Source organism: Paenibacillus amylolyticus (genome assembly GCF_050990605.1).
Taxonomy (GTDB): Bacteria; Bacillota; Bacilli; order Paenibacillales; family Paenibacillaceae; genus Paenibacillus; species Paenibacillus amylolyticus_H.
Genome location: NZ_CP158832.1, coordinates 1,334,790 through 1,356,821, shown reverse-complemented (window position 1 = coordinate 1,356,821; position 22,032 = coordinate 1,334,790). Strand labels below are relative to the sequence as shown.

Genomic DNA, 22,032 nt, shown 5'->3' with positions numbered 1-22,032 from the left:
AGGTGAGAATTTGCAATATCTGTTTACCGCTCTTTTCATTCTTGGTTTCATTGCTTTCTTGGGATCCCTTGTTATTATGATCTTATCTATTCGCAAAGGAAATAGATTGCCGTTCAAATACATTTTTCTAACGACGACCTGTTTTGCGATTGCTTCAATTGGGTTGTATGGCATGCTGTCTTTATCCTCCAAGTCAACTCAGCCTGAAAAAGATCAGCCCCCTTCATCTCAGATCGAGCTTTCTGGTCTTCATATGACTACCGATGAATTCCAAAACAAGTTTAATGGTGCCGTGGGCAAATACCGACTGAATGGTTTGAGTATTACCCGCTTGGATATGAAAGAGTCTTCCGAAGGTAGCGGTGCTTTCGAGTATATCTTTAATGATGAATTGCGTTTGGTTGGTGCACTTAATGCAGATCGTAGCATTCAGAAAATCAGCTTATACGCAACTGGTGATTCAAGCCAGCCCACAGGTGGAATTCTGTTGACCGCGATCGCCACACTCATTCTCACAACCCATAGTGAGTATACGTATAACGATGCGCAAGATGTCATTCAGGATATCGGTCTATTAGATCGGGATGTGAATCAGCTTAATTTTGATGAGGCGACGGTTAGAAATGGATTAGAATATCGCTTCAGCATTCAGGATTATAATCACTCGATTTTTGAAATAACTGTTGCGAAGTAAGATGCGATTGTGCAAAAGGCCGCTCCATGAAGGAACGGCCTAACGTGTGATATGTACTATAGAAATGATTCAGTAATGGCCACTCAACCATGATGAACACCTCCACCATGCGAGAGTTACTCAAAAGTTACAGTCTCACTTTGATTGTTCCAACTCATTTTAAAGGTAATCGGGTCTTTCGTTTTCGATAAATCAATTGCCTAGATTATCAGATCAGAGCTGAGCTAGGTTACGTGTGATAAATCATGTATGTGTTACCTATCTTGTGTATCGATCAATATCATCGATCGCAGACTGGTGCTCTCTTCTATGATGATCTTCATGCTGACGAACGTCGTTCTTTAACTTTGCTAAGAATCCCCACCCCATAAAGGCAAGTAAAAGCACGGTAATTAGCGCATAAGCAAAGCTATATAGATTCATAAAAAAGTTGATATATATTGCAGCGAGCATCAAGCCCAGAATCCATAATACCCACTTTGTACCCTTTCTCAATTCATTTCCTCCTCCAGTCGTTACTGATAACCTGTTTATTTATCACAGTACATACGAGAACATTGAAGCAAAGTTTCAATCTTAGGGCTTCAAATCAGCATTTAGAGCGAAGCCCCGAATCATTTATAACCATCAGCTCCAAGAGAAACATCCAATTTGCTCCACATCCCTTGCGCAGAAGAGATACTTACATAATACGAACCCGTCGAAAACGCTTTGTCACTATAATATATATGATTTTACAAATATTCACTTCGAAAGGGATAAGAGGGAATCGTACTTTGCTTATAAAAAGATTCAATAACACAAAAACCACTTCTCAATAATTACTAAGAAGTGGTTCTTGTTTATTTATTGTAACAGTATTTGCTTCATGATGCTTTAAAGGTTTTTACACCTTTATTACATCATGCCGCCCATTCCACCCATACCGCCCATGTCAGGCATTCCGCCACCAGCACCTGCTGGTTCTGGTTTGTCAGCGATAACCGCTTCAGTCGTCAGGAACATTGCTGCTACGGAAGCAGCGTTTTGCAATGCATAACGAGTTACTTTCGCAGGGTCAACGATACCAGCTTCGATCATGTTAACCCACTCGCCAGTTGCAGCGTTGAAGCCGATTCCTGTTTGTTCTTTTTTCAGACGTTCCACGATTACGGAACCTTCTTCGCCAGCGTTAGCTGCGATTGTGCGGATTGGTGCTTCCAGAGCGCGCAGGACGATGTTTACGCCTGTTTGCTCGTCACCGGACAGGGCTACAGCCGCAACCGCGCTATATACGTTCATGAGCGCTGTACCACCACCGGATACGATACCCTCTTCAACTGCAGCGCGAGTTGCGTTCAGGGCATCTTCGATGCGAAGTTTGCGTTCTTTCAATTCTGTTTCAGTAGCCGCACCAACTTTGATGACTGCTACACCGCCGGACAATTTAGCCAGACGCTCTTGCAGTTTCTCTTTGTCAAACTCGGAAGTTGTTTCTTCCAGTTGTGTACGGATTTGGCTAACACGTGCATCGATATCGGATTTGTTACCAGCACCGTCAACGATGATCGTGTTTTCTTTTGTTACACGGATTTGGCGAGCTGTACCCAGTTGTTCCACAACAGCGGATTTCAGGTCCAGACCCAGTTCTTCCGTGATCAATTGGCCACCAGTAAGAGCAGCGATATCTTGCAGCATTGCTTTACGACGGTCACCGAATCCTGGAGCTTTAACAGCTACAGCATTGAATGTACCACGCAATTTGTTCACAACCAGCATAGCCAGTGCTTCGCCTTCTATATCTTCAGCGATCAATACCAGCGGTTTGCCTTGTTGAACGATTTTCTCAAGCAATGGCAAGATGTCTTGCGTGCTGGAGATTTTTTTGTCTGTGATCAAGATGTACGGATTGTCCAAAACAGCTTCCATTTTGTCCGTATCCGTGATCATGTAAGGAGAGATGTATCCACGGTCGAATTGCATACCTTCAACCACTTCAAGCTCAGTAGCGAATCCTTTGGATTCTTCTACTGTGATTACGCCATCTTTACCTACTTTTTCCATAGCTTCAGCGATCAGTTCGCCTACTTCTTCGTCAGCTGCAGAGATTGCTGCAACTTGTGCGATGGATTGTTTGGAATCGATTGGTTTGGAGATGGATTGCAATTCAGCAACCGCAGCTTTAACCGCTTTGTCGATCCCTTTGCGGATACCGATTGGGCTAGCGCCTGCAGTTACGTTTTTCAGACCTTCTGTGATCAGCGCTTGCGCGAGTACAGTTGCTGTTGTAGTACCGTCACCGGCAACATCGTTGGTTTTCGTTGCTACTTCTTTAACCAGTTGTGCACCCATGTTTTCGAATGCATCTTCCAGTTCGATTTCTTTAGCAATGGTTACACCATCGTTAGTGATGAGCGGGCTTCCGAATTTTTTCTCCAGAACCACGTTACGGCCTTTAGGACCGAGTGTTACTTTTACTGCATTAGCCAATGCGTCCACACCACGAAGCATGGAGCGACGAGCGTCTTCACTGAATTTAATGTCTTTAGCCATGTTAAGAAAACCTCCCTAGTTTTTGTTGGAAAATGGTAGTGCTATATGGTTCGGTTATCCGATTAAATTTGAGTTAGTCGAGAATCGCGTGAATATCGCTTTCTTTCATAATCAAATATTCTTTACCTTCGAATTTGATTTCTGTACCGGCATATTTGGAGAAAATAACGCGATCTCCTTCTTTCACTTCCAGAGCTACACGTACGCCGTCTTTCAATACTCCAGCACCAACTGCAATGATTCTACCCTCTTGCGGTTTTTCTTTGGCGGAGTCCGGGAGTACGATCCCGAAAGAAGTTGTTTGTTCTTGCTCCAGTGGTTCTACCAATACGCGTTCACCTAAAGGTCTGATCATGAAAAATAGCCTCCTTTTGAAATTATATAACGTTACATTGTAGGTTGTAGCCATATGTATTAGCACTCGACAGTGTTCAGTGCTAACAACCAACTTTATGATACTCAACTTGAAGCATGATTTCAAGTCCTTTTGACGAATTCCTGCGAGAATTTACGTTGAATTTACACAAACATAGCCAAAGTATACCCGCTGTGCCTGGTTCTATGAGGCAATTCACTATTCTTATTCTACGAAATTCTTGAGCCCTTCTGCAACGTTAGCAGACAGTCCCTTTCCCATTGTATCCATTGTTGAACATAATATGCCTGGTTGTCCTGTCTGGCAGTTGAACAATCTACAACAATAGCCCGGAAAAGAACAGACCGTCTTCTCCGGGCACATAACAGCTTATCCTCATTCAGCCCGCATGTTTCTTATCCTCAGCACGAACGTAGCGTGACTCGATCTCTTCATCGGCTGCAAGTTGCTTGCGGTATACAATTGCGGATAATAACACACTGATCTCATATAACAGAAGCAAAGGAATCATCACCAGCAAATCGGAAATAAAGTCTGGAGGTGTAATCACCACCGCAATGAAGATCAGAACAAAATAAGCTACTCTGCGCATCTTGCGAAGGCGAATGGGATTCAGAATCCGCAGTCCTGTCAGAAACATAATAAGTAAAGGAAGTTCGAATAACAAGGACACAGGCAGCACAATGCCAAACAGGAAGCTGAAATACTGTTTCATCCCGTAGGTCTCCACAAGTCCCATCTTCTCCGTAATCGCTGTTGTGAAGGCAAGTGCCATTGGAAAAATAACATAATACGAGAAAGCCATACCTGTCAGAAATAAGAGAAACACATAGGGCACATACTTCAGCGTCGCTTTTCGTTCGCGCGGCTTTAGCCCTGGACTAACAAACTTCCAGATCTGATACACCGTAAATGGCAGTGTAATTATAAGCGAAAACAGCCCTGCAATCTTCATGTAGATACCAATCCCGTCCCAAAACGAGAAGGCATGCAATACAAAACCTTTTGCAGACTCTGCCTTGGTCAGATATTGGTATACCGGGTCCGCAACAAAAAATCCTGCAATCAGCCCCAGCACAAAAATAATTAATACGTAGATCAGCCGCTTCCGCAGCTCTCTCAGATGTTCCGTAATCGACATTTCTTCCATTTGCTGCGTCATGCCTGCCCCCCATTATTGCCAGCTTAAAATACAAAACCCTTCCGGCAGGAAGGGATTTCTCTTTCATTGCCGTCAAGATTATTCCGGCAGGCGTTTATCAGCAGGCTTGTCTGCAGGTGTGCTCTCAGCCGCCAGCGGTTTCGCTTTCTCCTGCTCTTTGCGATTGGATGAGTCATCCTCAGAGATAATCTCGCGAGCGCCCTCTTTGAATTCACGGAAGGTACGCCCAACTGCACGTCCCAGTTCCGGAAGTTTGTTCGGTCCAAACAACAACAATGCAATCACGGCCAGCAAAATAAAGCCCGTTGGTCCAATGGAACTTAACATTGATATTCCTCCTCGTCTCAAGCTTCGAAGATGCGCATACTCGGCCGAATGTTCATAGATGTCTCTGCTGCGTTCTTAATTTAAGCCCATCATACCATAGATGTAACCACTTACATAACCCGCAAAATTCACAAATAAGAGATGTCACTAGAACAATCTAACAACGGTCATGGCTAATTGGATATCTTGCCCCAGAGTCCATGCTCGATTATTGCTTGAACTGACCCGTAACCATCAGCAGCGCTTCCGGAAGCTGATCCATAATGGCAGCCAGATGTTCGTGAACACCCTTTGGTGTACCTGGCAGATTAACAATCAGCGTGCGTCCCCGAATGCCACATACCCCACGGAAGAGCATGGCAGAACGATTTTTGCTCATTACACTGTACCGCATGGCCTCTGCCATCCCGGGAACTTCCCGCTCAATCACGCGCCGGGTCGCTTCCGGAGTAATATCACGAATGGCCAGCTCCGTGCCACCGGTCGTCAGCACCAGATCGGCGTGAAAATAATCCGTCATCTCAATCAAAGCTGCAATAATCTCATCGGGTTCATCCGGAACGATGCGGTACTCCACGATTTGACCACCCAGCTCTTCTTCCACCAGCTCCCGAATGACTTGTGCACTCGTATCCTCACGCTCACCGCGGGCTCCTTTGTCACTGGCTGTCAGGATTGCTGTTCTCCACACCATAAAGATCACCCTTCTCCTCTATGAAAATAAATATTGCCTATCGGCTGTAATCACCGTTTTTGCCACCACTCTTGAAATTCAGCATAGTTGGACCGATAATCATATCTTTTTGCATGGCCTTGCACATGTCATAGACCGTCAGTGCTGCAGCCGAGGCAGCCGTGAGCGCCTCCATCTCAACACCCGTTTTGCCTTCGGTTTTGACCGTAACTTCAATGTGTAATTCATCTACTCCGTTATCATGAAAACGAATATCCACACCCGTCAGTGCCAGAGGATGGCACATCGGAATCCAGTCCGACGTTTTCTTCGCGCCTTGAATCCCGGCAATCTGAGCCACAGCCAGAACATCACCTTTGCCGATTCGGCCCTCCCGAATCGCTTCCAGAGTATCTGGATTCATCGTCACCTTGGTTACAGCCACAGCCGTACGTACGGTAATTTCCTTACCCGAAATATCAACCATCCGGGCCCGCCCCTGTTCATTGAAATGGGTCAGTTTGCCACCGGAAGACTGGCCGTTGTTCGCTTCTGAACTCAATCACATCACAACCCTTTATTCGATATGTAATATACCTTCGGTTGTTATCAACAGATCAATCCGCAGATCGAGCAGGTCCATCGGGATCTCCTCTTGCAACTGACCCGGCAATACCATCGCAGCCATCAACGGTTTCTTGCCCGTCATCGCACATGTTGCTGCAAGCTTCTCGGCAAAACGATCATAATAACCGCCACCATAGCCAATACGTCCTCCATGAAGATCATAACCAAGCCCTGGTACCAGTACGAGATCGATATCCGACCAATCTTCAGGTGACAGCACTTCACAGGAATCCCTGGGTTCCGGTATCCCCCATATGCCTGGCTCCAGATCCCGTTCTCCAGTCACTCGCCGTAGCTCCATTCGAGGTGGATTCGCCAGCACTTTCGGTGCAAACATCAGATCTCCATGATTCCAGCCCTCTTGAAACAGAAAAGCTGTGGACGCTTCGCTTCCATAGGACAAATAACTGAATATGACGAGTGGTCTGTTCACGACCTTACTCTTAGCCTGTCTAAGGCGCTCCAGCTCCCGCCTCACTCCATCGTTAATCTTAGTCATCGCCTGCTGACGTATGCTCACATCCATCAGATCACGGCTATGCCTCAGTCTGGATCGAAGCTGGCTTTTCAGTTCCGCATGATCCTGCATATCCTTGAATAACCTCCTGTTGATAGGGAAGGTAAAAAAAGCTCTCATTTTAAAAACAAATATATATGTTATGACCAGTTGTCATCTTGTTGAAATGGTTAAAATGATTCATTTTCTGCAAAATCCTCATGTAATAACATGCCTTCTTTCAGTTTATCATTGATTGATCAAAAAGACTACATGCCCCATGCGTTCCCAATCGGTGCAATTGCTCTGTATTTCATGTAAACTGGGATATAGTTGTCATATCAAGAACTGGACCTATGGAGGAACTTAATTTTATGCTGCTGCAAGTATCCGGAATTATCAAACGTTTTGGTGTCGATCCAATCCTGGACGGCGTGAACTTACAAATATTAGAACGCGAGCGTATCGGCCTCGTTGGTGTAAACGGTGCAGGAAAATCCACTTTGCTCAAAATTGTAGCCGGTGAGATGTCCTATGACGGAGGACAGATTTTCAAATCCAAAGAAACCACGCTCGGTTACCTGGCTCAGAACAGCGGGCTGCAATCCGATCGCACCATCTGGGAAGAAATGATGAACGTCTTCGCTCACCTGACACAGGCTGAAGCCGATCTGCGTCAGATGGAACGCGATATTGCCGACCCTGCCCAGATGGAAGACGAGAAAAAGTACGCGGACATGCTGGAACGTTATGCAAAACGATCCGACTGGTTCAAGGACCATGGCGGTTATGAGATGGAAACCCGCATTCGCAGTGTACTGCACGGGATGGGATTCGGCGAATTTTCGCCAGACACCCCCATTGCTACGCTGAGCGGCGGGCAGAAGACACGCCTTGCGCTTGCTCGCATTTTGCTTCAGGCGCCCGATCTGCTCATGCTGGACGAGCCTACCAACTATCTCGATATCGCCACCCTTACTTGGTTGGAAGATTATCTGAGAGGTTATTCAGGCGCACTGCTCGTGGTATCCCATGACCGGTACTTCCTGGATCGACTTGTAACGACCATCGTTGAGATCGAACGGCACCGCTCCAAAAAATATACGGGCAATTACAGCCGTTATATGGAACTCAAAGCTGCCGAGTATGAGACTCAGATGAAGCAATATGAGAAACAGCAAGGCGAAATCTCCAAGATGGAAGATTTTGTCCAAAAAAACATTGTACGTGCGTCGACGACCAAACGGGCTCAAAGCCGCCGCAAGGCCCTCGACAAAATGGAGCGCCTAGATAAACCGATGGGAGATTTGAAAAAAGCTCATTTTTCCTTCGAAACAGCCGTTATGTCCGGCAAGGAAGTGCTTCGTGTGGATCAGCTGTCTGTCGCTTATGACGAGGCTTCTCCATTGTTCCGCAATGTCTCCTTCGATCTGCGGCGCGGGGAAACCGTTGCCCTGATTGGTCCGAACGGTATTGGTAAATCCACCATGCTGAAGTGTCTCATCGGAAGTTTACGTCCGGTAACCGGGGATATCCAGTGGGGAACGAAAGTACAGATTGGTTATTATGATCAGGAACAGACTGGACTCAATCCATCCAACACGGTTCTGGAAGAACTGTGGAGTGCCTATCCCGGGATGGAAGAAGCACGGATTCGGACCGTACTGGGGAACTTTTTGTTCAGCGGTGACGATGTGCTCAAGAAAATCTCCTCCCTCAGTGGCGGTGAGAAAGCACGTGTCTCTCTCTCCAAGCTGATGCTGAAGGAAGCCAACATGCTCATTCTGGATGAGCCTACAAACCATCTGGACCTGTTTGCCAAAGAAGTGCTGGAAGCCGCATTAATGGATTATGAGGGCACCCTGCTGTTCATCTCCCATGACCGGTACTTCCTCAACAAAATGGCTGAACGGATTGTTGAGCTTCATCCAGGTGGAACGGAACACTATCTTGGAAACTATGATGATTATGTGGAGAAGAAACAGGAGCTTGAGGACATCGCACGCGAAGCTGCTGAGGCACGTCAGGCTTCATCCAAGAACTCGTCCAAATCGGATTCAAGTACACCCACAACCGAAAAATCCGGAGCGGCCTCATTCGAAGCGGAAAAACAGGCAAAGCGTGAAGAGCGTAACCGGCAACGCAAGCAGGAAGCACTGGAACAACAGATTGCGGAACTGGAAACGAAGATTACAGAGCTTGAGGAGCAGATGGCTCTGCCTGAAATCTATCAGGATTATATGAAGTTGCAAGAACTCCAGCAACAATCGGAGGAACGCAAGGCAGAGCTCACCAAGGCATACGAGGACTGGGAAGAACTAGCTATGGAATAGTACAAACTCAGACACAGCGGCTTGATCGCGTCCATACAAGTATAGTTGTATCATCGGCTGATTCCTTATTGGGATCAGTTTTTTGTTATAGGTCGGGAGCAGGTTTTGGCTTTTGTCAAATTTACTCAAATGATGAGAAATATTTTTACCCCCTGTTCCTCACACTTATCCACAAGAAAGCAAGATAGCAAGCACATTAATAAGCTTAATTATACAGCGGTAGAATAGCCTTTTACACACAAAAACCATATTTATCCACTAAGTTATCCACTTTATCCACAACTTTGTGGATAGTAAGGAGTCATTCTATCCCCTAAACCCTTTTCCTTTCGAAAACTATACTGGTTTGACTTTGCGGTAGTTACCCACAAATTTCACTGGATATGTGGATAACTATAGTCACACCTTGACAAATGCATTCTCCTGCTCCTCAATGTTCCTCCATAAAAAGACAAAAGCAGACCTTTGTGGTTCAAGGTCTGCCCAGTGTTACTCACTTCTTACGATACAATTTACAGCGAATCGCGATTGTTACAATGGCTGCTGCACATACGTTCTACCAAGATGATCTACGCATGTATTTGTTCATGATGTTCGGAAGACTCGGCCTTCAGCCCAGCAGCATTACAAGCCGCTACATAAGCCAAACCGGCAGCCATGACGATATCATTATGCGTTGCCGTTCCCCGGAACTCACGTCCTGCACGCTCCACGGTAACTACCGCCTCCGCACTTGCACCCTCTCCCCCACTCAAGGCATGCATCTCCATATCAACAAATGCAATATCATCGGAAATGCTCTGACCAATCGCACGGATGGTTGCATCCACGGGTCCACCGCCAACAGCGGAGTAAGATTGTTCTCCAGCGCTTGTGCGAATACGAACGGCGGCCATTCGATCCGTCATGCTGCCCGCCGTCACCTGCAATTCAACCAGCTCATAATCCTGTGCAGGAATATTCATGGTCTGGCTAACCATCTGCAATAACTGGTCGTCACTGACCACTTTTTGCTGGTCTGCGGTTTCTTTGAACACCTCATACAATTGCTCCATTTGTTGCTCATCCGGTTCAAAACCGTATTTGCGAACCCGATCCTTCAAGGCGTGACGACCGGAATGTTTGCCCAGAATAATCATGCTGCGTGGGATACCCAGCGCTTCCGGGTCCATAATCTCATAGGTGCTCCGGTTCTTCAGCAGACCATCCTGATGGATGCCAGATTCATGCTGGAACGCATTACGTCCCACCACTGGCTTGTTGTACGCAATCGGGAAGTGCATCGCACGGCTAATCTGACGTGAAGTCTCATATAGCTGATTCAGCTTAATGTTCGTCGTTGCACCAATTGCGTCTCCCCGAGTCTCCAGCGCCATAATCAGCTCTTCCAGTGCACAGTTCCCCGTCCGTTCTCCGATACCATTGATGGTCACTTCAATCTGGGTAGCTCCATTGGCAATTGCAGCCAAGCTATTGGCTACAGCCAGGCCCAGATCATTATGACAGTGGGCACTATAGCGAACCTGATCGCCACCTCTTGCACCCTCACGCACCCGACGGAACATCTCGCCATACTCATGTGGCAGGGCATAACCGACCGTATCCGGCAGATTGATAATGCTGGCCCCTGCTTCAATGGCGACTTCAACCATCTCAATCAAATCATCCATCTTGGTACGAGCAGCGTCCATGGCTGTGAACTCTACGATGTCCGTGAACTGGCGTGCATAAGATACCATCTCACGAGCGGTAGCCACCACTTCACTGCGCGGACGGCGCAGCTGATGCTCAATATGGATATCCGAAGAAGAGATAAACAGGTGAATTCGGCGCCGAGCTGCATCCGCCGTTGCTTGAACGGCTGCATCAATATCGCCTTTGACCGCACGTGCAAATCCACAGATCTCCACGTTCTGCAACTGTCTCGAAATCGCCTGAACCGCCGCGAACTCACCTGGACTGGAGATCGGGAATCCAGGCTCAATGACGTCGATACCGAGAGAAGCCAGTTGGTGTGCCAGTTCGATCTTTTGCTCGGGTTGCAGACTCGCTCCCGGTGCCTGTTCTCCATCGCGCAGCGTTGTATCAAAAATTTCAATCATGCGTTTGTTATTAGTCGTTGTCATATTCATCAACCTCCATCAAATTTATAAAGATTTTCGTTACGATTCACGAGCCACAGAACACCCACTGATCGCTGTCCCTTGTTATATATTTATTTGTATACGCGTATGTTGTTTGTAGCTTAGTCCTTGGTAATCATTAAAGCCTGTTGAATGTTTAGTGCCTATGCTTGATGTTCCATGTTCATTGCTCGTTCGTTGCATATCCTGCTTACCCTCATAACAGAGTGTACGTCGACTTACACCCTGACCTTCTGACTTTTCAATCTCCATATGGTTCTTCCCATGCCCACCCTGCTGCCGGCAGCAAACACAAATAACCCGCCATCTCATATAAGAGACGGCGGGTTATTCTCCCCTCCGCGGTACCACTCTTGCTTGATGGGCCAGACTTACGCCGGACTCCATCCACCTCGTCGTCTCCGAAATCCGTTGGATGTGTGTGCACGTACGACATCACTGGAATTCGGAGAAACACCCTATAACGGGGGTTAACCGTTGCTGTGTAACACATGTCGTTGACCATTAGGACAACGGGGCGATTGATATCGTCACAATGCTTCCACAGCTCCGTTCCCGGGCGAGATTCGAAGGATTCCAGCCACTGCGTCGCACCACCCCGCAGCTCTCTGTGCGCTTTATCATTCTACTGCTCCCGTTCATCACATTTATCATATGACTAACTTCATTCATCCTTATTTTGAAAATCAAAAAAGCCTGCCACCTCATGCAATAATGCAAGAGACGACAGGCTGTTCACCTTCGCGGTACCACTCTTGTTGACTTCCTTCCTGTTCATTCAAGACAACCCCTCGACGCTTACATACATCCGGATCACTTGAAGCAGCCTGAAAGCCCCCTCAGTTATTGTCGGCCAATCCCAGTCATAACGATCCATCCGACAACGGCCCATTCACGGAGGCAACCCGTAACCATGTACTTTGGGCCATAATCGGCCTTCGGATTCTCCCAGGGAGTCACCGTGTTCCATCGTTCCGCTTCCAGGGGAGTTTCAGGTTTCCTTCGACTGCGTTGCACCATACCGCAGCTCTCTAAGACCGGGATTGACCTTACTGTTCCTGTTCATCGCGTTTAACCATTCAGGAAGATAAATTCCTGTTTAAATTTGTAACTAATATACATTCTTCACATCCAGGCTGTCAACTCTTAATCTCAAACGGCCTGTTTATAGGGACTGAACGGACCATTCCTCCAGGGAAAGTCCAGGATCAGCTTTGGCATCAAATTCCGAGATTTCTCCCCGCTGCCATTTCAGATACGCAGCCGCTCCAATCATGGCCGCGTTATCCGTACAATATTCCATTGGCGGGATTAACAGCTCAAGCCCTTCCTTCGCGCAACGCTCCTGTAGTGCGGAACGCAATCCCCGGTTAGCTGCAACACCACCGCATAATAACAGTTGACGCGAACCATACTCACGAACTGCTCTTACGGCTTTCTCCACCAGCACTTCTACGACAGCTTCCTGAAAACCACGTGCAACTGCAGACGGCTCCAAGGTTTCTCCGCGCATTTTAGCCTGATTGAGCGCATTCAGTACAGCAGACTTCAGGCCACTGAGACTGAAATCGTACGAACCTGCTTCCAGCCATACCCGTGGTAATGGCACTACATCCTCCGCTTCAGACGCCATCCGGTCCACATGCGGGCCACCCGGATAAGGACAGCCCAATGCACGTGCTACTTTGTCATACGCTTCGCCTACGGCATCATCACGTGTACGACCAATCAGTTTGAACTTGCCTTCGGATTCCATATGCACGAGTTCTGTATGTCCACCGGATACGACCAGTGCCATCGCTGGATATTGCAGTTCATGAGTAAGTCGGTTGGCATAGATATGCCCCGCAATATGATGTGTACCAATGAGCGGTTTACCCAGTGCCATTGCCAGCGTTTTTGCCGCAACGATTCCTACCAGCAATGCCCCAACGAGTCCCGGGCCTTGCGTCACGGCAATTGCACTCAAATCACGCGGACGAATGCCGGATTGTTCGATCGCCTGTTCCAGCATCAACGTAATGACTTCCACGTGTTTGCGTGAAGCCACTTCAGGGACCACACCACCGAATGCCTTGTGCGTCTCGATCTGACTTGAGATCAGATTGGACAGCACTTCCCGTCCGTCCTTGACTACAGCTACCGATGTTTCATCACAGCTTGTCTCCACCGCCAAAATGTAGGATGGTGCAGAATTTATTTTTTCATTAAGTTCGTTCATGAATCCAGTACGCTTCCTTCCTCTTCGCCGCTCCGGCCTGCAGACGGCAAGTTCGCCCACATAATCATCGCATCTTCCCCATTATCGGAGTAATACCCTTTACGAAGACCCGCCGATTCAAACCCTTTTTTCTGATATAAACGCTGAGCAATGCTGTTCGAGACTCTGACCTCCAGCGTCATTCGTTCCATCCCGAGATAAGCCGCTGTGCTCATTAATTCATCCAGTAGCTTTTCGCCAAGTTTACGTCCACGATATGCGCCTCTGACTGCAATATTGGTAATATGGGCTTCGTCCATAATCGTCCACATACCTGCATAGCCAATGGCCTTGCCTTCCAATTCCATTACCATATATTTAGCAAAATGATTGTGTGTCAATTCATTTTGAAATGCTTCTTCCGTCCAGGGCAGGGTAAAGGCCTCATGTTCAATCTCCATCACATCGGGAATATCCGCGAGTGTCATGAACCTGAACTGAAGCGAAGCTTCCTGCTTGTTATTCGCCACGTCGTCCATCTGCTTTCCCCCCTTTAGTGCGTGTTCAAAAAGACCGGTTTTCAGTACCGAGAAGATGGGATGAAGCTAGAAACGGAGTAGCGGAGCGTAGGGAAAACTACGTGAGCAACCAAAATGTTTCCTCAGGAAACATACTTCGTAAGCCTGCCACTTATTTCGGCTGAATTCCATATTCGATGCTGATGATGCCGCCAGGCATCCTTCGTAATCAAAAGCGGACTTTTTGAACAACCTCTTTCAGCCTTTGCGCAGCAGATTGGCTTCCGCTTCAGAAAGCTGGGTGTAGTTTGGCACCAGCGCATGCACGTCATCACGCTGACCTTCAAGCAGCGCGGCGGCGCCAAGGCGCCCAACCCAGCGGCCTTCCAGCTCATAAGGTACAAGCTGGAGCGCCGTTCCTGCAGGGCAGCGAAGCTCCGCCGCTGCCGCAGCATGAGGGCCCGTCTCGCCGACGATCCAGACGGCTGAGGGCCGCTCTTCCGGCGCCGCCTCCGCCATGCGGGCGGCGAGGGCTTCCAGCCATCCGTCCATCTTGCGGATGGCATCCGGCGCCAGACGCCGGGGCGCGTCGCTCCCGGCGGAGGCAAACAGCGCGGTGCACGCTTGACCGCGCCTTGCATCCACAAGCGGAACGATCCAGTGGACAGGGGCAGCACCTGTGCTGCCCTGGTCCGCGGATGGCGTTCCGCCAGCCCCTGCTGCGGCATCCTCTGCCGCAGCTTCTGCCTTGGCGGCAAGGCCGCTGTGCCAGCCGCCCCAGGCGATGGCCTGAAGGCTGGACACCCCGGCTACGGGGATGTCCCACGCCCAGGCCAGTGTCTTCGCCGCGGTCACCGCAATGCGGATGCCCGTGTACGAGCCTGGGCCAATGCCAACGGCAATACCGTCAAGTTGCCCAGGCTGTGTGTTGCTGGCGGCCAGCAGCTGCTCCATCACCGGTACGACGTGTACCGAGTGGTTGCGCTCAGCCCGTTCATTGCGTTCTTCCAGAAGCGCATGACCTTCCATCATCGCAGCTGCCATCACTGCGGTAGATGTATCCAACGCCAAAAACCGCTGACGCGGCTCTTTTTGTAAATCTTCCATCATCATTTGACCCCATTCTGTCTGAACTGTCGGCACAGGGCTGCATAAGTCTCGCCGTACCCATCCAGTGTAATCGTTCGATCCTCCAGGCCCGTTGTTTCAATCTGCACATGCAAGTGCTCTTGCGGCAGCAATTCGGGAATGATACTCGACCACTCCACCAGACTGACTCCGGCTCCATAGAAATATTCATCAAGTCCAAGCTCATCCGCTTCTTCCAGCGATATGCGATATACATCCATGTGATATAAAGGCAGACGCCCTTCGTACTCCTTGATTAGCGTGAATGTGGGACTGCTCACCACATCACGTACACCCAAATGCCAGGCAAATTTCTGCGAAAATGCCGTTTTTCCCGCACCCAGATCACCATCCAAAGCAATCACCATGCCGGCGTTTGCCTGTCTGGCGAGTGCGGAAGCGAGTGCTTCTGTATCTGCAATGCCATGGGATGGATACACCCACTGCTCGTGCGTCTGATTCAATATTCGCCCCACCTTTGGCGGTCCAGCCGCCTGAGTTCACTTTGAACCTTATTATATCGGTCCCTTTCTTCCCCCGCAACAACCCTGGCCAAAACCAAAAACCGGTACCTCTCGGTACCGGTCGTGCTATGCATATATTTCAGCTTTTATTTATTCTCGAATTCCTCAATAACCATATGCTACTTGTATCTACTCCTGCAAGCGATCCACACGAACCGTCTGGGTATTTCCCGGCCTGCTGCCAACCTGAACGGTTGCCATACCATTGGCTTCATCCACATTCTCGATCCAGACTGGATCTCCCTCCAGCGTAACGGCGATGGTATCCTTGGAATCATAGATCGCTTTGGCGCGTTTCGCATCCATCATCTTATTCATACTCCCCTTCCGGATCATCATGTGATTCCCGAATCATGTTATCTGTTGTACTTTCACCAATATACCCGTTATCTTCCGTAACCTGTCCCCCGCCTAACCCTTCATTCACCATCCGGTCAATGTCGAGCATGAACGACTCCCGATCAAGGGGTAATTCTTCCGAAGTGACCGCTTCCCAGTTTACAGCTGTAGCAGGTGTATAGAATTCTTCAGCACTTTCGGCTTCGACAAGAGGATATGGAGTAAAGGCATGCTTGTGTGCTTCTTCCTCATCACGTCTGTTCTTCAATATTGCACCTCCCGGCATATGTGCTGCGAGAATAACTACTTATCCCATCCTCATCTTCCTGTCGGAATCCAAGCATGTTTCTGTTATCATCCCCGACTCTCGCCGAACCATACGAATTCGTTTGTCCATAAAACGATTATCCCTTGCACCAGATGCCCATACTATTGAATATAAATCCATGTTCAAAAAGCCCAGTGATTTGTAATCAAAAGCAGAATTTTTGAACAACCTTTCGAAAGGAGCCGATCTATGCATACCGTCTGGAAAGGCGCAATCAGTTTTGGCCTTGTGCATGTCCCTGTCAAAATGTTCTCGGCTACCGAAGACAAAGACATCTCTATGCGCTATATCCATAAAGTCTGCGGCAGCCCGCTCGCTTATGTTCGTCAATGTCCATCCTGTGAAGTGGACGTGAAGTGGGAAGAGATTACCAAAGGCTATGAATATGAAAAGGGTAAATTTGTACTCTTCGAGAAAGATGAATTGGAAGCGTTAAACGATTCCACCAGCAAAACCATTACCATACTGGATTTTGTCGACTTGACTGAGATTGATCCGATCTATTTTCAGAAAACATATTACCTATCGCCCGATCAGGCTGGGGGAAATGCCTACCAGCTGTTGATGAATGCGATGCGGGATACCGGCAAAATTGGCATTGCCAAAATCTCTATTCGCTCGAAGAGCAGTCTGGCTGCCATTCGTGTGTTGGAAGATTGCCTCTCCATGGAGACGATTTTCTATCCCGACGAGATTCGTCCTGTCTCCCAGGTGCCCAACTTGCCGGAACTGCAGAACGTGAATGAAAAGGAACTCACGATGGCAAAGTTGCTGATTGATCAATTGTCCACGCCTTTTGAACCCGGTAAATACACCGATGACTATCGCAGCAAACTGCTGGATCTTATTCAGCACAAAGTGGCAGGCGAAGAAATCAAGATTGCTCCAGCCAAACCCGAAGCTAATGTGATGGATTTGATGGCTGCCTTGCAGGCAAGTATCGAGGCGGTGAAGCCCATTCCGGCTGACCCTGGAACAACAACGGCTAAGCCTAAGAAACGTGCACCGCGAAAAACGCCTGCTCAAGCGGTTGCCGGAGGAGAATCCGATACATCTGCTGCACCAGCCAAAAGAAAAAAGGCCACACCCAAACCAAAAGTTTGATTGTCGCTCAGGCAAGAACGATTCCGTTATATAACTCATGTAATGATGTTTACTCCGATCCGGCTTCACAGTCGGATTTTTTTTTACATAACTATTGAAGCAGTTCTTGCCAATAAAACTACAGTTATAATTGAAAATACGATTGACGAAAGCTGATTTATATTTTATATTAACTTATGAAAAGTAACTTATTTATGAATATACAGTCAACCTGTAATTCTGCTTTACATTATGCAATTTTAAATAATCCGTTTTCAACGCATATACACAATCTAACGAGAACCCATATTATCTATTATCAGGAGGAAACCATCATGAATACGACGACGTATCAAATCCCTGCCACAACCCATCTGGGTGAAGTGAGTCTCCGAATTATGAACCTGGACCGTTCGATTAAGTTCTATACCGATGTCGTTGGATTGAAATTACTGGAGCGCAGTGGCAAAGTGGCTACGTTGACAGCCGACGGGAAACAGTCCCTGCTGCGATTGGAAGAGCTCACGGATGGAACTACCCTGCCGGAACGCTCACACGCTGGATTGTATCATTTCGCCATCCTGCTGCCTGACCGTAAGTCCCTGGGTCTTGCTCTTCGTAATCTGGCTGCATCCGGTATCGATATCGGCCAAGGCGATCACTTGGTCAGCGAAGCCTTCTATATCTCCGATCCGGATCAGAACGGGATTGAGATCTATACCGACCGTGCACGTGATACCTGGAAACGGGATAGCGACAATAACTACGTGATGGCAAGTGATCCTGTTGATGTGGAAAGCCTCTTTGCCATATCGGAGAATGAACCTTGGCAGGGTCTTCCTGCTGGCACCGTTATCGGTCACGTTCATTTCCACGTCCGCAGCCTGGAAGAAGCCCGCAACTTTTACACCGGCATACTCGGTTTTGATATCGTGGGTAACTTCGCCAACATGTCAGCACTATTTGTATCCGCAGGCGGCTACCATCATCATCTGGGACTCAATATCTGGGCAGGAGTGAATGCACCTGTCAATCCAGATAACGCTACAGGAATTGATTACTTCACCATTGTGTACGCCACCAAGGAACAATTGGAACAGGCACTTGAACAATTACGTCAATCCGGTGCAGTCGTTACACCAGTTGAGAACACTTGGTTTACGGTAGACCCACAGAATATTCGTATACGTCTGACAACTGCGAACTGATTCTATTGTAGCCGTTATAATACAATATGATTGCCTAACCACATGTTAATAAGCCCGGGTAACTGATTTCTCTACATCACAGAGAGATCGGCTGCACGGGCTTTTTGAGTTGGCTCTTATAAAACTGGCACAATTGGTACATTCTAACCAATACATAGACAAGATATCTTAGGGAGATACCTTATGATTGAGTAGGGCGCTTGACTGTTTAGGCAGCTCGCCGTTATTGCTCATTCTGGTGCATCATATGAAGTCCCGTTTTCAAAAAAATATAGTAAAATTCCGAATTAACCTGCGCTAATTGATTGGTACGAGGAAGGAGTTCCCCATGTTCAAACCGTTGATTCCATTCGAACCCATCTCCAGAGATACTTTGCCCACAGGGCCGCAATGGATTGCCCAGGTCAAGTGGGATGGAGTCCGCATGCTTGCCTATGAGGACAGGCATGAGCTTCGCCTGGTGAATCGCAGATTACATGATCGAACTGCACAGTATCCCGAGCTGGTAACTCCACGCAATTTATGTTCAGGCTCCTCCTATATTTTGGATGGAGAAGTTATTGCGCTGGACCCGGACACCGGAAAACCTTCATTTTATCACGTTCTGCGGCGGGATCGGATGAGCAGACCCGAAGGTATCGCCCAAGCCATACATCAAATTCCGGTCACATATATGGTATTTGATATCCTGTTCTATGAGGGGAAATGGGTGACGGATCAGCCTTTGGCAGATCGACAGCGCCTGTTGCACGAGGTCCTTAACACCGCTCCCCATGTGCAGGAGGTCACCAATACGCTTGATGCAGCTTCCCTGCTTACGGTCATGAGACAACATCAGATGGAAGGCATCGTCTGCAAGGATCTCACCAGCAGTTATGGCATACAGGGCAAGGACCAGCGCTGGCAGAAGGTCAAAATCATGCATGATGTATATGCCATGATCGGGGGAGTCACGTACCGGAGCGGTATTGTGAATGCTGTCGCGGTCGGTGTATATGATGGGCCAAACTTTGTCTATATTGGTCATGTCGGGACTGGCAAGCTGAACTCCAATACGTGGAGGGAACTCACACATCAAGTCGAGCCTCTGATCAGGCAGGACAGACCATTCCATAATGTACCTGAGCGCAGTGCGGAGACCACCTGGGTGGAACCACGAATAGGAGTCAAAGTGCAATATATGGAGCTGACTCATCATCACACCCTGCGCCATCCCAGTATTCAGACCTTCGCGGATGTAACCCGTGAGGATTGTCTGGTGAACCAGCTTCTTCAATGAATGAGTTCGTATATAGATTACGTATAGGAGGTGTTCGGTGTGGCCCCTAAGATCCAAGGAACCATCATAATAGAAGGCACAGAGCTAACCGTTACGAACCCGGACAAGCTGTTATGGCCGGATGCGGGTGTTACCAAAGCCATCTATCTGCAAAAGCTGGCCGCTCTGGCTCCGTATCTGCTCACGTATACGAGCAATCGACTTCTCACCACGATAAGATATCCCCACGGCGCTGGTGGTACATTTTTCTATCAAAAGAATGCCCCTGAGCCTGTACCAGATTATGTGCGGACTGAAGTTCACGACGGCATCCGCTATGTGGTCATGAACGGACTTCCCGAATTGTTATGGCTTGGCAATCTGGCCGCACTTGAATTCCATCCTTCTCTGCATACTGTGGGAAGCCATCTGCCCTGTGAATGGATGATTGATCTGGACCCCTCTCAGGAACATGAACCCCGGATCATGCAAGCTGCGCTCATCGTTGGCGAAACCCTGACTTCCCTTGGTCTGAGGTCGATTCCCAAAACTTCGGGCGCAACAGGAGTTCAGATCATCGTTCCGATTATTCAAGGTGTAACCTTTGATGAATTGCGGGATATCGGCTATTTTGTGGGCAAATATGTCACTCAGAAGCACCCGGATCTGTTCACACTGGAACGACTTAAAAAGGACCGTGGAGACCGCATTTATTTTGACTATCTCCAGCATTATGGAGGCAAAACCCTTGCCGCTCCCTATACACCACGTGCCAAATCTGGCGCCACTGTCTCCACACCCCTTACCTGGGATGAGGTTCGAAACAACGTCTCCATCCAGGATTACCATCTGATGAACATCATTGAACGCTTGAACAAAACTGGTGATTTAATCGCAGCTGTTGAACCCCAACCCGTTGAACACATTCTCAAGCATATGAAGAAAAAATAACCGACTCCCTCATCACAAGGGTGTCGGTTATTATCATTCATGCGTATATCAATCGCTAATGGATACCTTTTTTCTTGAAACGTCCTCCCTTCACGTCATGAATGTTACCGATCGCCACAAAGGCTTGCGGGTCCCAGTCTTCAACGATGGTCTTCAGCTTCGCTTCTTCCAAACGGGTAATCACGACAAAAATGATCTTTTTCTCGTCCCCGCTGAATCCGCCCTCTCCATCGAGGAAAGTTACACCACGACCAAGACGGTCTGTCAGGGCTGAACCGATATCACGATACTTCTCACTAATGATCCATACCGATTTGGACTGGTCAAGTCCTTCATTGACAATATCAATCATCTTCATCGCAATATAATATGCAATCATGGAATACAGGGCGTTCGGCCAGCCGAACAGGAAACCTGCTCCCGCGAAAATAAATACGTTAATGAACAATACGATCTGTCCTACAGACAACGGTGATTTCTCACTAAGCAAGATGGCCACAATCTCCGTGCCGTCCAGTGAACCGCCAGACCGAATAACAAGTCCAACACCCACACCCAGAATCAGCCCCCCAAACACGGCTCCAAGCAATGGTTCCCCCGGTGTCAATGCAGGCACGTGGTGCAACAAAGCAGTCCCTATGGACATCACCACGATCCCTAGCAATGTCGATAACGCAAATGTTTTACCAATCTGTTTGTAACCCAGAATCAAGAATGGCAAGTTAAGCAAGGTCAGGAATATTCCGAGTGGCAGATGCGTTACCTCTGAAACCATAATCGAAATCCCTGTAATTCCCCCATCAATGACGCCATTGGGCACAAGGAATATTTCAAGTGATACAGCCATCAGTGCAGCACCAATCAGAATCATGACAATACGTTGCAGCAACTTTAATGTAAACACCGAGCTTTTGACACCCCGGTCAGGCTTGGATGTCAGTTCTTTAACCGTTACATTGGACATGGTATCCCCCCGTCGGATCAGTATGTGAATCCATTTCATAAATCATTTAAATACTCCACGGGGAACTTACATATAGAAGAACAAACAGATTGATTCTATACGTACCCTGTCAGTACGAGCTCAAGCATCTAAAGGCGATATGAAATGGATTCAAGATTGCCTTAATT

The 22,032-nt window shown here is 48.0% G+C and carries 22 protein-coding genes and 1 other annotated feature; of the genes, 6 read left to right on the top strand and 16 right to left on the bottom strand.

Going from position 1 to position 22,032, the window contains the following annotated elements; all coding sequences use genetic code 11:
• Positions 1-76: 76 nt before the first annotated feature.
• The gene (locus tag ABTV53_RS06035; protein ID WP_433751626.1) at positions 77-694 is read left to right on the top strand and encodes a hypothetical protein; all 618 of its coding nucleotides are present in this window, start codon (positions 77-79) and stop codon (positions 692-694) included.
• Between the two features lie 258 nt (positions 695-952).
• Here the strand turns inward: ABTV53_RS06035 and ABTV53_RS06030 are convergent, their stop codons facing one another.
• From ABTV53_RS06030 to ABTV53_RS05995, 8 genes are all read right to left on the bottom strand, one after another.
• A complete protein-coding gene (locus ABTV53_RS06030; RefSeq protein WP_433751625.1) occupies positions 953-1,189 on the bottom strand; it encodes a hypothetical protein in 237 nt (78 codons plus the stop codon).
• A 402-nt stretch (positions 1,190-1,591) separates the two neighbouring features.
• The gene (gene groL / locus ABTV53_RS06025; RefSeq protein WP_036611259.1) at positions 1,592-3,226 is read right to left on the bottom strand and encodes a chaperonin GroEL; all 1,635 of its coding nucleotides are present in this window, start codon (positions 3,224-3,226) and stop codon (positions 1,592-1,594) included.
• Positions 3,227-3,299: 73 nt separating this feature from the next.
• Complete coding sequence (gene groES, locus ABTV53_RS06020; protein WP_017690077.1) at positions 3,300-3,581, bottom strand: co-chaperone GroES; 282 nt, start codon at positions 3,579-3,581, stop codon at positions 3,300-3,302.
• 400 nt (positions 3,582-3,981) lie between these two features.
• A complete protein-coding gene (tatC, locus tag ABTV53_RS06015) occupies positions 3,982-4,764 on the bottom strand; it encodes a twin-arginine translocase subunit TatC (RefSeq protein ID WP_433751623.1) in 783 nt (260 codons plus the stop codon).
• A 78-nt stretch (positions 4,765-4,842) separates the two neighbouring features.
• Positions 4,843-5,091: a twin-arginine translocase TatA/TatE family subunit gene (tatA, locus tag ABTV53_RS06010; RefSeq protein WP_036611264.1), complete on the bottom strand. Its 249-nt coding sequence runs from the start codon at positions 5,089-5,091 to the stop codon at positions 4,843-4,845.
• 208 nt (positions 5,092-5,299) lie between these two features.
• On the bottom strand, positions 5,300-5,785 hold the full coding sequence (locus ABTV53_RS06005; protein ID WP_017690080.1) for a MogA/MoaB family molybdenum cofactor biosynthesis protein: 486 nt from the start codon (positions 5,783-5,785) through the stop codon (positions 5,300-5,302).
• Positions 5,786-5,822: 37 nt separating this feature from the next.
• Positions 5,823-6,326 carry a cyclic pyranopterin monophosphate synthase MoaC gene (moaC, locus tag ABTV53_RS06000; RefSeq protein ID WP_433751621.1) on the bottom strand — a complete coding sequence of 168 codons (504 nt, stop codon included), beginning with the start codon at positions 6,324-6,326 and terminating at the stop codon, positions 5,823-5,825.
• A gap of 15 nt (positions 6,327-6,341) precedes the next feature.
• Positions 6,342-6,980 carry a 5-formyltetrahydrofolate cyclo-ligase gene (locus ABTV53_RS05995; RefSeq protein ID WP_433751619.1) on the bottom strand — a complete coding sequence of 213 codons (639 nt, stop codon included), beginning with the start codon at positions 6,978-6,980 and terminating at the stop codon, positions 6,342-6,344.
• 281 nt (positions 6,981-7,261) lie between these two features.
• Between ABTV53_RS05995 and ABTV53_RS05990 the strand changes: the two genes are divergently transcribed.
• Complete coding sequence (locus tag ABTV53_RS05990; RefSeq protein ID WP_433751618.1) at positions 7,262-9,220, top strand: ABC-F family ATP-binding cassette domain-containing protein; 1,959 nt, start codon at positions 7,262-7,264, stop codon at positions 9,218-9,220.
• 569 nt (positions 9,221-9,789) lie between these two features.
• Here ABTV53_RS05990 and ABTV53_RS05985 read toward each other — a convergent pair.
• From ABTV53_RS05985 to ABTV53_RS05955, 7 genes are all read right to left on the bottom strand, one after another.
• On the bottom strand, positions 9,790-11,346 hold the full coding sequence (locus ABTV53_RS05985; RefSeq protein WP_433751616.1) for a 2-isopropylmalate synthase: 1,557 nt from the start codon (positions 11,344-11,346) through the stop codon (positions 9,790-9,792).
• A 330-nt stretch (positions 11,347-11,676) separates the two neighbouring features.
• Positions 11,677-12,015, bottom strand: a binding site (T-box leader).
• Positions 12,016-12,529: 514 nt separating this feature from the next.
• On the bottom strand, positions 12,530-13,585 hold the full coding sequence (gene tsaD, locus ABTV53_RS05980; RefSeq protein ID WP_433751614.1) for a tRNA (adenosine(37)-N6)-threonylcarbamoyltransferase complex transferase subunit TsaD: 1,056 nt from the start codon (positions 13,583-13,585) through the stop codon (positions 12,530-12,532).
• The gene (gene rimI, locus ABTV53_RS05975; protein ID WP_433751613.1) at positions 13,582-14,103 is read right to left on the bottom strand and encodes a ribosomal protein S18-alanine N-acetyltransferase; all 522 of its coding nucleotides are present in this window, start codon (positions 14,101-14,103) and stop codon (positions 13,582-13,584) included. Before rimI ends, tsaD begins: the two co-directional genes overlap by 4 nt.
• Positions 14,104-14,340: 237 nt before the next feature.
• Positions 14,341-15,189: a tRNA (adenosine(37)-N6)-threonylcarbamoyltransferase complex dimerization subunit type 1 TsaB gene (gene tsaB / locus ABTV53_RS05970; protein ID WP_433754086.1), complete on the bottom strand. Its 849-nt coding sequence runs from the start codon at positions 15,187-15,189 to the stop codon at positions 14,341-14,343.
• A gap of 2 nt (positions 15,190-15,191) precedes the next feature.
• On the bottom strand, positions 15,192-15,674 hold the full coding sequence (gene tsaE, locus ABTV53_RS05965) for a tRNA (adenosine(37)-N6)-threonylcarbamoyltransferase complex ATPase subunit type 1 TsaE (protein ID WP_433751611.1): 483 nt from the start codon (positions 15,672-15,674) through the stop codon (positions 15,192-15,194).
• A 189-nt stretch (positions 15,675-15,863) separates the two neighbouring features.
• Positions 15,864-16,040, bottom strand: coding sequence for an H-type small acid-soluble spore protein (locus tag ABTV53_RS05960; RefSeq protein WP_433754084.1), 177 nt, complete (start codon positions 16,038-16,040; stop codon positions 15,864-15,866).
• 4 nt (positions 16,041-16,044) lie between these two features.
• Positions 16,045-16,341 carry a hypothetical protein gene (locus tag ABTV53_RS05955; protein WP_433751610.1) on the bottom strand — a complete coding sequence of 99 codons (297 nt, stop codon included), beginning with the start codon at positions 16,339-16,341 and terminating at the stop codon, positions 16,045-16,047.
• A gap of 249 nt (positions 16,342-16,590) precedes the next feature.
• On the opposite strand from ABTV53_RS05955, the gene ABTV53_RS05950 reads away from it, so the two are divergent.
• From ABTV53_RS05950 to ligD, 4 genes are all read left to right on the top strand, one after another.
• Positions 16,591-17,505, top strand: coding sequence for a Ku protein (locus tag ABTV53_RS05950; protein WP_433751608.1), 915 nt, complete (start codon positions 16,591-16,593; stop codon positions 17,503-17,505).
• Between the two features lie 314 nt (positions 17,506-17,819).
• Entirely contained in the window at positions 17,820-18,692 is an 873-nt protein-coding gene (locus tag ABTV53_RS05945) for a VOC family protein (RefSeq protein WP_433751606.1), read from the top strand.
• Positions 18,693-19,020: 328 nt separating this feature from the next.
• The gene (locus ABTV53_RS05940) at positions 19,021-19,971 is read left to right on the top strand and encodes an RNA ligase family protein (RefSeq protein ID WP_433751604.1); all 951 of its coding nucleotides are present in this window, start codon (positions 19,021-19,023) and stop codon (positions 19,969-19,971) included.
• A gap of 39 nt (positions 19,972-20,010) precedes the next feature.
• The gene (gene ligD, locus ABTV53_RS05935; RefSeq protein WP_433751603.1) at positions 20,011-20,901 is read left to right on the top strand and encodes a non-homologous end-joining DNA ligase; all 891 of its coding nucleotides are present in this window, start codon (positions 20,011-20,013) and stop codon (positions 20,899-20,901) included.
• Between the two features lie 55 nt (positions 20,902-20,956).
• Here ligD and ABTV53_RS05930 read toward each other — a convergent pair whose 3' ends face one another.
• Entirely contained in the window at positions 20,957-21,865 is a 909-nt protein-coding gene (locus ABTV53_RS05930; RefSeq protein WP_433751601.1) for a YitT family protein, read from the bottom strand.
• Between the last annotated feature and the right edge of the window lie 167 nt (positions 21,866-22,032).

Excerpts from the sequence above, each read along its gene's own strand:
- rimI (WP_433751613.1), bottom strand. The coding sequence starts at position 14,103 with ATGGACGACGTGGCGAATAACAAGCAGGAAGCTTCGCTTCAGTTCAGG.
- tsaB (WP_433754086.1), bottom strand. The coding sequence starts at position 15,189 with ATGGAAGATTTACAAAAAGAGCCGCGTCAGCGGTTTTTGGCGTTGGAT.
- ABTV53_RS05940 (WP_433751604.1), top strand. The coding sequence starts at position 19,021 with ATGTTCAAACCGTTGATTCCATTCGAACCCATCTCCAGAGATACTTTG.
- ABTV53_RS05950 (WP_433751608.1), top strand. The coding sequence starts at position 16,591 with ATGCATACCGTCTGGAAAGGCGCAATCAGTTTTGGCCTTGTGCATGTC.
- ABTV53_RS06005 (WP_017690080.1), bottom strand. The coding sequence starts at position 5,785 with ATGGTGTGGAGAACAGCAATCCTGACAGCCAGTGACAAAGGAGCCCGC.
- groL (WP_036611259.1), bottom strand. The coding sequence starts at position 3,226 with ATGGCTAAAGACATTAAATTCAGTGAAGACGCTCGTCGCTCCATGCTT.
- tsaD (WP_433751614.1), bottom strand. The coding sequence starts at position 13,585 with ATGAACGAACTTAATGAAAAAATAAATTCTGCACCATCCTACATTTTG.
- tatC (WP_433751623.1), bottom strand. The coding sequence starts at position 4,764 with ATGACGCAGCAAATGGAAGAAATGTCGATTACGGAACATCTGAGAGAG.
- ABTV53_RS05930 (WP_433751601.1), bottom strand. The coding sequence starts at position 21,865 with ATGTCCAATGTAACGGTTAAAGAACTGACATCCAAGCCTGACCGGGGT.
- groES (WP_017690077.1), bottom strand. The coding sequence starts at position 3,581 with ATGATCAGACCTTTAGGTGAACGCGTATTGGTAGAACCACTGGAGCAA.
- ABTV53_RS05945 (WP_433751606.1), top strand. The coding sequence starts at position 17,820 with ATGAATACGACGACGTATCAAATCCCTGCCACAACCCATCTGGGTGAA.
- ABTV53_RS05995 (WP_433751619.1), bottom strand. The coding sequence starts at position 6,980 with ATGCAGGATCATGCGGAACTGAAAAGCCAGCTTCGATCCAGACTGAGG.
- ABTV53_RS05960 (WP_433754084.1), bottom strand. The coding sequence starts at position 16,040 with ATGGATGCGAAACGCGCCAAAGCGATCTATGATTCCAAGGATACCATC.
- ABTV53_RS06035 (WP_433751626.1), top strand. The coding sequence starts at position 77 with ATGATCTTATCTATTCGCAAAGGAAATAGATTGCCGTTCAAATACATT.
- ABTV53_RS05990 (WP_433751618.1), top strand. The coding sequence starts at position 7,262 with ATGCTGCTGCAAGTATCCGGAATTATCAAACGTTTTGGTGTCGATCCA.
- ABTV53_RS05985 (WP_433751616.1), bottom strand. The coding sequence starts at position 11,346 with ATGACAACGACTAATAACAAACGCATGATTGAAATTTTTGATACAACG.
- tatA (WP_036611264.1), bottom strand. The coding sequence starts at position 5,091 with ATGTTAAGTTCCATTGGACCAACGGGCTTTATTTTGCTGGCCGTGATT.